The following is a 12519-nucleotide window of genomic DNA, read 5'->3' as shown; positions in this document are numbered from 1 at the left end:
CGCCTCAGCTCACAGTGTCGCCGGCGGAAGCATTCTCGCGACGGAACCCGGGCATGAATCGGTTGGTCCGCGCCTGGTAGTCGCGGTAGCCCGGCCTCTTCTGCGCGCTGTAGTACTCCGCGGGGACAGCGCCGGTGTAGAACACCAGACACCAGTACATGATCAACGACAGCGCGAACAGTCCGATGCCCGCGCCGATCGCCGCGACGGGCGTGAATTCGTCGAATGCTCGGCGCAGCACCGGCAAGCACAAGACGATGATCGCGTTCCACTGCATCCACTGGAAGAAGTAGTTGGGGTGTCGGCTGTAGTTCCACAGCCCGACATCGCAATGTCCCCGCGTATTCGTTTTCGACATCGACCGGACGAAACGTAGTTTCTGGAAGTCGGCGACGGACTCCAGCACCCACGACACCGCCCACAGGATGATGCCCGCCACTGCGACCGCGCTCATTCCGGCGCCGTCGATCGCGATCACCAGCGCCGCCGGTACGGCCATGACGGTGACGTTCGAGACGGCCTGGACCAGGATCTCGGCCACGAGGTCGAGCCGCTCGCTGCCCAGGGTCGCCTTCGCCCAGCGCTTTCGCTGGAACCGATAGCGCGGCAGCTCATGGTCGAGTTCGCCGTGGCGCCACAGGGCCAGTGCCGCGATACCCATGCGTCCGCCCATCACCAGGAAGACGACGGCCACGGCTATGGCGAGCGGGGATCTGTCGCTCATCGCGAGCGTCAGGACGCCGAGGGCGAACAGCCCCCAGGGCCATGCGATGTCGACATAGGACATCCGGAGCGTGCGCCACCCCGGGATGCAGGCAGCGCACACGAAGATGACGAGCTGGACGCCGAGGTTCACCAGCAGGAAGTCCCGCAGTGCTGGCTCGGAGAGCATGACGCAAAGGACGACCAGGGAAGCGAGGGACGGGAGGGCGCGGTTCGCTAGTCCTCGCGCATTGCTCGATGGGGACGGCATGCGCACACGCTAAGATATAAGTTAGTAACTTGCAAGTGGTCGGTACTAACCTTCGGAGGGTGACCAGAGCCAAGACGACGCCACGGCGGAGCCAAGCCGAACGACGAGCGGAGACCCAGGATCGGCTGCTGAAGGCGACAGTCTCGATGCTCGTCGAGCAGGGGTTCGTCGCGTTGAGCGCTTCGGCGGTGGCCGCTCGGGCCGGCGTCAGCCAGGGCGCGATGCAGCACTACTACCCGACGAAGGCCGCGCTGGTGAAGGCCGCTCTCGAGCGCATCGTCGAACGCTATGTGGCCGATGTGCGGGCCGAGGTCGGCCCGTTGCCGCCGGGCGCCGGGAGGTTCGACGCACTGCTCGACTTGCTGTGGAAGGTCCACAACCTGCCGATCAGCCGTGCACTGCTCGAGCTGTACGCCGTCGCCCGCAACGATGTGGAACTCGCCGACGTCGCGGCCATGCTGGCGAACCTCGCGACCACCGCCGTCGGCGATCTGGCTGGTGAGCTCGTTCCCGAGGTCGCGGCGCGAGACGGCTTCCGCGAATGGTTGCTCGCCACCCTCGCCACGTTGCGCGGCACCGCGCTCCTGGCGGTGCCGGGGGCCGAACAGGCGCACCTGGACTGGCCCACGCTCCGTGACCGGCTGACGGCGACACTCCCGTCACCGTCGTAGTCGGATTCCGGTGCCGGTCGGCCCGGCGACTACTCGCAGGCCTATTCACTGCGTGGCGATGGCCGCTGTCAGCGCTCGTGCGGCGGCCAGGGTCGCGGCGATGTAGTCGTCGCGCTCCGGTTTGGTCGTGCTGGTCCGAAGTGGGCCGAGCTGTACTTCGAAGGAGGCCGATCCGTTCGCGTCGAAGACCGGGGCGGCGAGGTAGCTCAGCGGTAGGTCGGCGACGGAGTCCAGCTCGCTCCTGGTGAACGGCCGTGCGGTGAGCGCGGCGAGCTGGCGCAGTGCCCGCGCGCGCAGATTCGGTTGCAGCAGTTCGCTTCCTGCCGCGGTGAGCAGATCGGCGAGCAGGTCGACCAGCCCTGCGTCGTCGGCGCGTGGCCGGAACAGTGCGACGCCGCGCTCGCGCACCAGGGTGAGCAAGGCGCTCGCGGTGCGGCGGTCCGGTTCGGCGGTGGTGGCGAGCCAGGTGTTCTGTTCGGTGGCCGAACGCCACGGCATGACGGCCGCGCCCGCGGGGAATTGCAGCGGAATGCGGTGGCCGACAGGGATTCCCGGCACCGTGCGGTCCGGGCCGTGCCGTACGTCGAGGACGGTGAGGTGGTCGGGTTCGATGCGGCTCAGCGTCGCGCCGCAGCCGGTCTTCGCGGTCAGCTCGGTGAGCAGGTCGCCGACACCGCGCGGCAGCCGGGCCGCGGTGAGCGCGACGAGCGCGGGTCCGACGCGGTAGCCGCGCTCCGGGACGCGCACCGCCCAGCCCGCGGCGTCGAGTTCGGCGAGCACGGCGGTCGCCGTTGCCCTTGCGATGCCGAGGCGTTCGGCAATTGTCGCGACGGGCAGCGGCTCGGTCGCCGTCGCCAGCAACGAAACGATCTCGACCACGCGGCGGGTCGGCGGGGACGGCGAACGGCGCGCGTCGCCGGGTTCGGTGGACTGCATCGGTCATTCCCTTGTGCCGGTGTGGTCGTCGACTTACGATGACGAATATAAGTCATTGAGTGTCGAATATTCGACACGAGATCGGAGAGCGGATGATTCTCGATCGATTTCGCATCGACGGGCAGGTCGCCGTCGTCACCGGCGCGGGACGGGGGCTCGGCAGGGCGATCGCTGTCGCGTTCGCGGAGGCGGGCGCGGACGTGCTTGTCGCGGCGCGAACCAAGAGTCAGTTGGACGAGGTCGCCGAACAGATCGCGGCCGTCGGCAGGCAGGCCCACGTGGTGTCCGCCGACCTGAGCGACGCCGACGCCGCCGCGGGCCTGGCCGCCACGGCGGTGGACCGGTTCAGTCGCCTCGACATCGTGGTCAACAATGTCGGCGGCGCGCTGCCGTGCCCACTGCTCGACACCACGCCCGAGGCGATGGCCGAGGCGTTCGCGTTCAACGTCGGCAACGCGCACGCCCTGGTGCGCGCCGCAGTGCCGCGCATTCTCGAAACAGCCGGTGGCGGTTCGATTCTCAACATCACTTCGACCATGGGTCGGTTGCCCGGCCGGGCCTTCGCCGCCTACGGCACCGCGAAGGCCGCTCTAGCGCACTACACCCGGCTCGCCGCGCTGGACCTGAACCCCCGCATCCGAGTCAACGCCATCGCGCCGGGCTCGATCCTGACCTCCGCGCTGGAAGTCGTCGCGGCGAACGACGCGATGCGCAGCCAACTGGAGACCAAGACGCCGTTGCACCGCATCGGCGAGCCGGAGGACATCGCCGCCGCCGCGCTCTACTTGGTGTCCCCGGCGGGCAAGTACCTCACCGGCAAGGTGCTCGAACCCGACGGCGGCCTGATCAGTCCCAACCTCGACCTCCCGATCCCGGATCTGTGACATGACTTATCGCGTAGTGCAATGGGGCACCGGCAATGTCGGCCGCCACGCCTTGGCGGGCGTCATCGCCAACCCCGACCTCGAACTGACCGGCGTGTGGGTCTCCGGCCCCGACAAGGCCGGGACGGACGCGGGCGTCCTCGCCGGGCTGGACCGTTCCGTCGGCGTCGCCGCCACCAACGACGTCGCGGCGATCCTGGACGCTCGGCCCGACTGCGTCGTCTATTGCTCGATGACCGACAATCGGCTGCCGGAGGCGATCGAGGACCTGCGGGTGCTGCTCGCAGCGGGCATCAATGTTGTCGCGTGCGCGCCGGTGTTCTTCCAATACCCGTACGGCGTGCTGCCCGACGAGCTGCTGAAGCCGGTGCAAGAGGCTGCGGCGCAGGGCAATTCGTCGCTGTGGGTGAACGGCATCGACCCCGGATTCGCCAACGACCTGCTGCCGCTGGCACTCGCGGGAACCTGCCTGCGCATCGACCAGCTGCGCTGCATGGAGATCGTCGACTACGCCAGCTACGACAACCGCGCGGTCATGGTCGACATCATGGGCTTCGGCAAACCACTGGACGAGACGCCGATGTTGTTGCAGCCCGGGGTTCTCTCCTTGGCGTGGGGCAGCGTGGTGCGCCAGCTCGCCGCGGGCATCGGAGTGAAGCTCGACGCCGTCACCGAGAGCTACGAGCGCGTCACCGCGCCCGAATCCTTCGACATCGCCACCGGCCACATCGCCGAAGGCACCGCCGCCGCACTACGTTTCGAGGTGCGCGGCATGGTCGGCGACCGAGTCGTCACGGTACTGGAACACGTCACCCGCCTCCGCCCCGACCTCTGCCCCGACTGGCCCCAGCCCGCCCACCCAGAAGGTTCCTACCGCGTAGAACTCACCGGCGACCCCAGCTACACAATGGATCTGGTGACCTCCAGCCCGCGCGGCGACCACAACTACGCGACACTGCTCGCGACCGCCATGCGGATCGTGAACGCGGTGCCCGCGGTGATCTCGGCCCCTCCGGGAATTCTCACCGCACTGGACTTGCCGTTGATCACCGCACCGGCTACCAGGACCTGATCGAGGTTCCTGCGCCCCAACGTCTCTCGGTCTGGTGTCAGCCGTCGAGGGCGCGAACGAGTTCGTCGGATTCGGAGTCTGCTCACCAAGCAAAGCCATCACACGCTGTGTTCCGGATCGCTGGTTGCTGAGCAGGGCTCGAAGCCAGGGGCGCCTACCGTTACCGTTGCACGATGGGCAGGATGCCGCGGGGCGGGGAGGCGATGTCGAAAGAAGTTGGCGGGAAGCAATTCCGGCCGCCGGAAGACGCGCAGAAGCTGAGCAAGCAGTCGATCGCCGAGGCGAAGGCGGCGTTCGCCGAGTTCGATAGACGTGCGGGGCGTCGTCTGGCTCGCTACCACGAGGAGGATTTGGTTCCGCCAGGTGCGGGCACGCTGGCGGTAATGCCACGCCGGGTGTACGGCGACCGGTCTGTCGATCAGTGGCCGGGCAGTGCGGACGAACAGGCAGCGCTGCAGGTTCGCGCCGAAACCGAGCGCTACCGCCAGCACCGGATTCGAATCGCGTTGCAGTGGGCGAACATACCAGCGGCGACACGCGCCGGATACAGCGAGGCAGGCGTATGGGAACTCGCTCAGCGGAACGCGTCTTTCGCCGCGGATGTCGATGACCTCGCCAGCCAGCTCAACGCGGCCGGGCTTCCGGCACGACCCGGCGCGGTCTGGGACCGGCGCACGGTGAGCGAGGTCATCGGGCTGCTGTGGCCGCAGGAGCGGGCCAGCGCGTGGCCGCGCGGGGAATTGGGCACGTATCCGGGCTATTCGGGCCCGTTGCGCGACAAGCCGGGATTCACAACCCAGTTCTCGGTGACCGCACCACAGCGCGGTAAGTTCCGGTGCTTGCGATGCGGCGCGCAGTGGCCTGCCGGTGGCCGGATACCGGTGACGGTTTCAGGGACATGCGGTGTCCAGATTGCCTGACTCCCGGCGGGGGCAGCGGCAGCCGCGACACCGAGCACAGCATTATCGACTTGCATTGGATGATGGACCGATTCGCACCGCACCCGGTGATCCCGTGTTCCACCTGCGGCGCTGCGCGCGAGCTGGTGCCACGCGGCTACAGCGGCCCGGAACGGGTGCTGTACTGGACTTGCAAGCACGGGGACGCTCTCAGCCGCGACGAGCATTTCATGACGTCACTCGAACGCGCGGAGTGGGAATCGATGGCCGCCCACTATGCGTACTGGCTGGCCGTCGACATGCTCCGGCTGGCGTACTACAGCGGTGAGGTCACAGACCTTCCCATCGGTGCCACCTACGTCGCCCGAGACGGCAGCGGTGAACGGTGGGTCTACCGGCCGGGCGGGTGGGAACGGTGCGACAGCGACACTACTACCGCTGCGTCGAATCCATTTCCCTATCGACCGTAGTCGAATGGTGGTTGGGGAGTTGACGCAGTGCGGGCGAGATGGTCGGCGATGGCGCTCATGCCCGTTGTGTTCGGGTGGTAGGAGTTGGCGATGGTGGCGATGAGACCGACGTCTGGTGCGTCCGAGTCGAGGGGGCTGTTGAAGCCGTAGGTCCAGGGGGTCGCGGCGCAGGCATGGTGGTCGTCGGCGTTCGGAGCCGCCACGGTCGTCGCGCCGGTCTCGAGGGCAGCGGCGCGGGACGCGGCGACCAGGCCTTCGTAGACGCCTCGGGCGGCTTTCGCATCCGATTGGGAGAGAGGCACTTTCGCGCAGACCGTGGCGTCACGATCCACAACGGGCAGGTATTCGACGAGCAGGATGGTCGCGTTCGGCGCTTTCGACTGGACGGCGCGCACGACATCGGCGATCGATCCTTGTACCCGTTCGAAATCGGCTGCGGTGGGCTCGGCGGAATCGCCGAGGACGCTCGCGCAAAGCTCCGAGGCGAGGAAGGAGACGGCGGGGAGCGCGCCGACGAGACCGGGACCGCAGCTGCGCGCGATCATGCCGCCGATCAGGCCGAGGTCGTTGCCGCCGACGGTTATCGTGACCAGTTCGGTGTCCGGTGTGACCGCGCCGATCTGCGGCGGCATCACCGGCCCGACGGGCAGGCGCTGTGGCTCGTCCAGGATGTTGGCGGTTGTGGCGCCGGAGCAAGTGACGTCGAGTCTCGCTGCGCTCCCTCCTTGGACACCACGTCCGGCCCCGGGCAAATCGGCGGCGGAATCGTCTGCTCGGATCCGGCGCGTCTGGAGTTCGTCTCTCAGCGATCCAGGGTCGCGCTCAAATGACCAGCGCCTCGAGCGCGCGATCGACGTCACTCTCGTCGTTGTAGAGGTGAAATGCGAACCGCAACGCCCCCGCCCTGGCCGATGCGATCACATCCGCCCGCTCCAACCGCGGCGCGAGGTCAGCGGCGCCGGGGACCACGACGATCGCCGAACGACCCGGCCCCGGTTCCCGGCCGAGCTCGGCGAGGCCCGCACGGAAACGGTCGGCCAGATCCAGGTTGTGCGCGTTGATCTTCTCGACGGTCAGCTCCTCGATCAGGCTCAGACCGGCGGACGCGGCGACGACGCCCAGCCAGTCGGGTGTCGCGTCGAAGCGGCGTGTCGTGGCGGCCAGCGCGCGTGGATCGTAGAGCTCGGCCCATCGGTCCTCGGCCGCGTACCAGCTCGGTCCGATCGGACGCACGTCGGCGGCGGCCTCGGGTGTGGCGGCGAAGAACGCTGTGCTGCGCGCGCCGATCAGCCATTTGAAGGTCGCGCAGACCCAGTAGTCGGCGTCGGCGAAATTCAGCGGTAGCCAACCGGCGGCCTGGGTGGCGTCGACCAGCAGCCGGGCGCCGTTGGCCGCGGTGGCGGCGCGGAGTTCGGTCAGATCGGTGATCCGGCCGTCGGCGGACTGCACGACGCTGACCGCCACGAGCGCGGTCTCTGGTCGCACCTGCGCGGCCAGCTCCGCCAGCGGAACCACCCGCACCGCCAGATCGCCGCGATGCACGAAAGCCATGGACACCGAGGCGAATTCGCCCGTCGCGAGCAACACCTCCGCGCCGGGTGGCAGCGCGGCGGCCACCGGACCGACGAGCCCCGCGACGCCGCTGCCGAGCGCGATGTGGTCCGGATGCGCGCCCGTCAGCAGCCTGGCCAACTTCGCGCGCAATTCCGGCACCAGCGCGTCATCGGTCATCGGGCCGCCCCTTCCCGCGGCCCAGCGGGCGTTGGCCTCGGCTGTCGCGGTCAGCGCCCGCCGGGAAGGCAGTCCGTACGAGGCGGTGTTGAGATAGGTGGTCTCGGAACGGAATTCATCGGGCGCTAACGAGGACATGTTGTGCAGCATGCGACGGCGATTCCATTCCGTCCAGCGCCAGCAGCCCGAAAGTGGACCGTTCTGTGCGAGGGAGCCTCAATGCCCGTCAGCGAGTAGTGCCCGCCGCGCCTCGTTGCACAGTCGGCCCGGGAGGCGTTCGGGCGCGAGGATCGCCCTGTGCCGCGCCCTGGCCTCGGCCGGACCGAGGCGGGCGAGCGGCGTCTCGCGGATCAGGTCGTGGGCGAAGGCGTAGCGGTCCTCGTCGTTGGTCATGAGCCGAGCCCGCGCGGCGGTCGCCAACAGGTCGGTGGAATCGGCGCGGCCGGTGGTGGCGGCGAGGGCCGAAGCGGTGAACTCGCGACCGAGCAGCGCCGCGGTGGTCAGCGCGTCGACCGCCGCCCACCGTTTCCCGCAGCAGCGACCGCCGGATGGTCCCGGCCGATCAGCGGGATAGCGGGCACCCGTCGCCTCTTCGATGGTCTCCGGCGAGACTATCCGCAGGGACCGATCGGGCGAGGCGGACTCAGCTCGGGAAGGCGCCCGCGCCGGGGGCCGCGCCGGTGGCGATGGGCGATCCACTGGGCCGCAGCGCGGCCGCGTCGAACGGGATCACCGAGCTCGGCCGGTTGCTCGCCCGCACGAGGGGCTGAAGCAGCGAGGCCGGATCGAACCCGGCGATAGGGGAGACGACCGGTGCGGACTGCGGCCCGAGGCTGCCCACGTAGAGCTTGGTGCCGTCGGCGGTGAAGCCGACCGAGACCGGCGCGTCCACCGGGACCGTGCCCGTCACGCGATCGGCCGCCACGTCGACGACCTGGACCGCGTTCGCGCCCGGCGTGGCCACCAGCAGCCGATCGCCGTCCGGACTGAACGCACCCGAGACCGGGGCGCTGCCCGCCGGGAGCGCGATGGCGCCGAGCCGCTGCCAGGACGCCGTGTCGATCACCGAGACGTTGTCGCCGAGCGCGTTCATCGCGTACAGCTTGCGGCCGTCGGGGGATACCGCGGCGAAGGCGGGCACCGAGCCGTCGATCTGAATGCGTTCGCCGAGCTGGAATCCGCTCTCGGGGTCGAACGCGGCCGCGGTCGAGTCGGCGAACACCGCGTAGAGGCGTTCACCGTCCGGCGCGATGGCGGCGGCGAGCGCGAGCGACGGCAGCGGCATCGACCGGACCAGGGTGTTGGATGTCGTGCTCAGCACGTCGATGGACGGGCGGGCGGTGACGACGTAGACGAGGTCCCGGACCGGATCGGTGATCGGTCGCGTCATGCCGTCGGTGCCGCTGATCGGGATGCGGGCGGTAACGCTGTCGGTGGCGCGGTCGATGACAGCTATGTCGTCGGCGCCGATGAACGGTGGGTTGAACGCCTGAACGTAGAGGTGCTGTCCGTCCCGCGAGGCCGTCACCGCGGAGGCCTGCGGTCCGACTCCTTCGACTCGGCCCACGATCCGGTCGGTCGAGGTGTCGACCACGACCACCGTGCCCTCGCCCGCCACCGGGATGTAGGCCAGCGGCCCGGTATCGGCGGCCCCGGCGGTCGGCGCGAGCAGCGACAGAGCGGCTGCGGCGAGCGCCAACGCGCGCGACGATCGCCGCCGGAACCGGTTTGCCATCGTGGGACCTTTCTGGTGGGTATCCGAACGGACTATTCCGCGTAATCGCCGCCGCCGCAAGCGGTTGCCGCGCTACCGGGGCGTATTGGTCCGGATTTCGCGTGTTCCGGTGTTGTTCGGAGGCGCCTCAGGCCTTGTCGGCCCACATGTTGCTGAGCAGTCGGTGACTCGGTGTGTCGGCGAGCGACTGGCTCGACTCGTAGATCCGTCGGTAGCCGGTCTCGGTGATGCGCCACCGCCCGTCGGCGTCGCGGCGGTAGCGATCGGAGTAATACCCCGCGCCGCGGATCAACACACCGTATTCGGTGGCGATGACGGTGTCCTCGAAGGCCCACGAGCCGGTCGCGGTGTCGGCGTCGACGGTGATCTCGGGATGGTTGGCGATGTGCACGGTGAGGATCGCTGGTCCGACGTTCTGGCGCATGAAGTCGGTGATCGCTTCGCGGCCGTCCAGGACGAGCGGCTCGCCGAGCGCGTGCGTGCCGTACCGCCCGACCGCGTCGACGGCGAGGGTGTCGGCGAACTCCGCCCAGAGCTTGAGATCCAAGGTCCGGAAGTACCGGTACTTCAGCTGGCGCACGGCTTCGACGGCGGCGAGATCCATCCGCTCAGCCTGGCACGACACGACCGGCTGGACAAGAACGTGTTCTCATTCGTGGCCGGGGTGATTCCCGCTCCCCGAATGGGTAACCGACATGCGGGTGCGGAACCGATCCACGCCCACTGCCGTGCACATCCCCGTCACGAGGAGGAGCCGTGACCGAGACGCCCGTGCCCGCCGATCGCCCCGCCGAACCGTCGGTCGACCAGCGGCATGCGCTGCAGACCGCCGCGGCCCGCCTGGAGAAGGAGTTCGAAGGCGTCGCGCCCGACGCCGCCATCGAGCAGTTCCTCCAAGCCGCCTACGACCACATCGCCGACGACGCCACCTTCGACAACTTCCTGCCCCTGCTCGCCGAGCGCTACACCCGGGAATGGCTGCAGGCGTTGGCCGAAGCCAAATCCTCGGCGTAGGTCACGCTCGTAGCCGAGCGGCCAACCCCGCGACGCCGGGACCAGTCAGCCGGTCCAAGGCCGCTTCGCGTCCGGTCGCGAGCAGCAGCAGCGCGGAGACCGGTCCGGCGACTTCCGGTCCCGCGCCCGCGTGCCAGCCGGTGTCGGTCGCGGTGAGGCGGTAGCCGGACAGCTTCCGTCGCGCATGGAACGGCCAACCCATCGTCCACACCCGGTCCAGCGAGAAGCGCGCGGCGGCTACGGGCATCTCCCGGTGCAGGTCGAGCGGGACGGCGATGTCTTGGCCGTGCACCAACAGGTCCATGAGGCGGTCGGCGGGAGTCGTGCCGACCGGGGTGAAGCGGGAATCGATGGCGCCGCGGAGTTCGGCGAGCAAGTCCTGCGGGCTCGACCTGTCGGCGAGCCGGACGGCGGTGTCGTGTGTCAGGCGGTTGATGTCGCCGCGGGCACGGACCAAGTTCACCAGAAGCGCGCCGAGGGTCGCGCTGCTGGACAGCACCACGTGCGCCACGACGTCCGCGACCCGCCATCCCGCACACAGCGATGGTCGCTGCCACGCGGATTCCGGTAGCGCCGTGAGCATTTCGGCCAGTTCGGTGCGCTCGCGGGCGACGGCGCGCCAGATGTCCTCCGTCATCGTTCTCTCCTTCCGTACGGGTCCGGGATTCGGCCCGGGCGTACGGTAGGAACTCCAGTCGGGTGGAGGTTCAAGGGACTGTGAGCGGAGACACACGGCGGCGTGAGATCGGTATCGGCGAATTGGCCGAAGCGACGGGGCTTTCCGTGCGCACGGTCCGGTTCTACAGCGACGAGGGGCTGGTGGAGGCGCGACGCAGCGCGGGTGGTCATCGGCTGTTCGAGGCAGGCGCGGCGATCGAGCGGGTGACGACGATCCGCAGGCTGCGTGCGCTCGGGCTGGGGCTCGAGGCCATCGGCGATGTCTTGAACGGTCGCCGGTCGTTGGACGATGCGGTGGCCGAGGAGCGGGACGTCGTGGAGCGTTCGTTTCGCGAACTATCTTGGCGGCGTGCGTCTTTGCGTGCGGTCGAGGCGGCGGCTCCCGGTGAGCGGGAGGCGACGCTCGCGATGCTGGCGGGCGCCGCGGACGGCGGGACCGCCCACGACGCGCTGGTGCGTTTCTGGCGTGGAATTCTCGCTCCGATGGCGGTGGAGCAGTTCGACGGGCTCGTGTCGATGGATATCCCGCCGCCGCCCGTCGATCCGGGGGTGGAGCAGGTACTCGCCTATGCCGAGATGAGCACGCTGGTCGCGGATCCCTCGCTGTATAGGGCAGTGCGGCAACAGATCTGGCGTACAGGTCCCGTGCGCGACCGGCGCGGGCTGCTGGACGGCGTCGGGGAAGCGTGTGGTGCGGTGATCGCGGTGCTGACCGCCGGAGATCGTCCGCGCCCGGGCGCCGAACTCGACCGATTCGTCGCCGCCCACGCCGAGGCGCGCGATGTGTGCGACACCCCGGCTTTTCGGCGGCAGTTGCTCGTCGGCGCCACGGACGCGGATCAGCGCATCGACCGGTACTGGGCGCTGACCGAAACGGTGACCGGCACACCGATAAGCACTGGGCGCGCGCATGGTTGGCTGTTCGAGGCGCTCCGTCAGTCGGTGTCCACCGACGGGTGGGCGTGCCCGACCGATGGTTCGTGACAGACGGACGGAAGCGGATCCGCGCCGCTGATTCCATTCGGCACCATCATTGGGTGATCGCGCCAACAACGCCCGCACCAGCGGCTCGAACTCACCCTCGACGCGAGCGGATGGCGCGGGGTACGAGCGGGGGCGAGGTCGACCGGTGACCGTGGCCAGGGCTTCGGCGAGTTCGATGCCGGAGTCGTGTGGGTGACGGTGGCTCCGAGGCTCGAGGAGTCCGGCCATCGGCAGCGCCGAGATCGGCCGACGGGCCTCGGAGGTGAACCCGAGCAGCGTCTGGGCCACCGCGGCGCACACTGGCGCGGGGACGGTCAGCGCCGCCGTCCTGCCCGTCTATCGGGGTACTGCTAACTCGTGGTCAATCTTCGCCGCCGGTGCGGCCGGAAGGGGCTCGATGTCGTTTGTCGAACAACGGTCGACGACCCTTCGCCTATGCGCGCCAACCACTTCGGGTCCACTTGCCTGGCAA

General features: G+C 69.1%; 15 protein-coding genes. 7 read left to right on the top strand and 8 right to left on the bottom strand.

Going from position 1 to position 12519, the window contains the following annotated elements:
* Positions 1–4: 4 nt before the first annotated feature.
* Positions 5–892, bottom strand: coding sequence for a DUF1295 domain-containing protein (locus tag ABZV58_RS26110; protein WP_355002792.1), 888 nt, complete (start codon positions 890–892; stop codon positions 5–7).
* Positions 893–1032: 140 nt separating this feature from the next.
* Between ABZV58_RS26110 and ABZV58_RS26105 the strand changes: the two genes are divergently transcribed.
* Positions 1033–1644 (top strand): TetR/AcrR family transcriptional regulator, encoded by a 612-nt coding sequence (locus ABZV58_RS26105; protein ID WP_355002791.1) that lies wholly within the window; start codon positions 1033–1035, stop codon positions 1642–1644.
* 45 nt (positions 1645–1689) lie between these two features.
* On the opposite strand, the gene ABZV58_RS26100 is transcribed toward ABZV58_RS26105, so the two are convergent.
* A complete protein-coding gene (locus ABZV58_RS26100) occupies positions 1690–2580 on the bottom strand; it encodes a helix-turn-helix domain-containing protein (RefSeq protein WP_355002790.1) in 891 nt (296 codons plus the stop codon).
* Between the two features lie 92 nt (positions 2581–2672).
* On the opposite strand from ABZV58_RS26100, the gene ABZV58_RS26095 reads away from it, so the two are divergent.
* From ABZV58_RS26095 to ABZV58_RS26080, 4 genes are all read left to right on the top strand, one after another.
* A complete protein-coding gene (locus ABZV58_RS26095; RefSeq protein WP_355002789.1) occupies positions 2673–3464 on the top strand; it encodes an SDR family oxidoreductase in 792 nt (263 codons plus the stop codon).
* Between the two features lies 1 nt (position 3465).
* Positions 3466–4536: a diacylglycerol kinase gene (locus tag ABZV58_RS26090; protein WP_355002788.1), complete on the top strand. Its 1071-nt coding sequence runs from the start codon at positions 3466–3468 to the stop codon at positions 4534–4536.
* A gap of 173 nt (positions 4537–4709) precedes the next feature.
* On the top strand, positions 4710–5456 hold the full coding sequence (locus ABZV58_RS26085; RefSeq protein WP_355002787.1) for a hypothetical protein: 747 nt from the start codon (positions 4710–4712) through the stop codon (positions 5454–5456).
* Between the two features lie 62 nt (positions 5457–5518).
* Positions 5519–5905: a hypothetical protein gene (locus tag ABZV58_RS26080; RefSeq protein ID WP_355002786.1), complete on the top strand. Its 387-nt coding sequence runs from the start codon at positions 5519–5521 to the stop codon at positions 5903–5905.
* On the opposite strand, the gene ABZV58_RS26075 is transcribed toward ABZV58_RS26080, so the two are convergent.
* The 5 genes from ABZV58_RS26075 to ABZV58_RS26055 all read right to left on the bottom strand — a co-directional run bounded on the left by ABZV58_RS26075 (position 5893) and on the right by ABZV58_RS26055 (position 9975).
* Complete coding sequence (locus tag ABZV58_RS26075; RefSeq protein WP_355002785.1) at positions 5893–6765, bottom strand: SGNH/GDSL hydrolase family protein; 873 nt, start codon at positions 6763–6765, stop codon at positions 5893–5895. The genes ABZV58_RS26080 and ABZV58_RS26075 overlap by 13 nt on opposite strands.
* The gene (locus tag ABZV58_RS26070) at positions 6728–7774 is read right to left on the bottom strand and encodes an aminotransferase class V-fold PLP-dependent enzyme (RefSeq protein WP_355002784.1); all 1047 of its coding nucleotides are present in this window, start codon (positions 7772–7774) and stop codon (positions 6728–6730) included. Before ABZV58_RS26070 ends, ABZV58_RS26075 begins: the two co-directional genes overlap by 38 nt.
* A 78-nt stretch (positions 7775–7852) precedes the next feature.
* Positions 7853–8335 (bottom strand): hypothetical protein, encoded by a 483-nt coding sequence (locus ABZV58_RS26065; protein ID WP_355002783.1) that lies wholly within the window; start codon positions 8333–8335, stop codon positions 7853–7855.
* Positions 8280–9371, bottom strand: coding sequence for a YncE family protein (locus ABZV58_RS26060; protein WP_355002782.1), 1092 nt, complete (start codon positions 9369–9371; stop codon positions 8280–8282). Before ABZV58_RS26060 ends, ABZV58_RS26065 begins: the two co-directional genes overlap by 56 nt.
* Positions 9372–9498: 127 nt before the next feature.
* Positions 9499–9975 (bottom strand): nuclear transport factor 2 family protein, encoded by a 477-nt coding sequence (locus ABZV58_RS26055; RefSeq protein ID WP_355002781.1) that lies wholly within the window; start codon positions 9973–9975, stop codon positions 9499–9501.
* Positions 9976–10127: 152 nt separating this feature from the next.
* Here ABZV58_RS26055 and ABZV58_RS26050 point away from each other — a divergent pair, with 152 nt between their 5' ends.
* The gene (locus tag ABZV58_RS26050; RefSeq protein ID WP_355002780.1) at positions 10128–10385 is read left to right on the top strand and encodes a three-helix bundle dimerization domain-containing protein; all 258 of its coding nucleotides are present in this window, start codon (positions 10128–10130) and stop codon (positions 10383–10385) included.
* A 1-nt stretch (position 10386) separates the two neighbouring features.
* Here the strand turns inward: ABZV58_RS26050 and ABZV58_RS26045 are convergent, their stop codons facing one another.
* Positions 10387–11022, bottom strand: a complete 636-nt coding sequence (locus ABZV58_RS26045; RefSeq protein WP_355002779.1) for a maleylpyruvate isomerase family mycothiol-dependent enzyme — start codon at positions 11020–11022, stop codon at positions 10387–10389.
* Between the two features lie 80 nt (positions 11023–11102).
* On the opposite strand from ABZV58_RS26045, the gene ABZV58_RS26040 reads away from it, so the two are divergent.
* Positions 11103–12047 (top strand): MerR family transcriptional regulator, encoded by a 945-nt coding sequence (locus ABZV58_RS26040; RefSeq protein ID WP_355002778.1) that lies wholly within the window; start codon positions 11103–11105, stop codon positions 12045–12047.
* Positions 12048–12519: the final 472 nt, after the last annotated feature.

It is taken from the genome of Nocardia sp. NPDC004654, from assembly GCF_040609595.1.
Classification (GTDB): Bacteria; Actinomycetota; Actinomycetes; order Mycobacteriales; family Mycobacteriaceae; genus Nocardia.
Note: the sequence above shows the minus strand (reverse complement) of the source record. Positions and strands in the feature narration are given on the sequence as shown.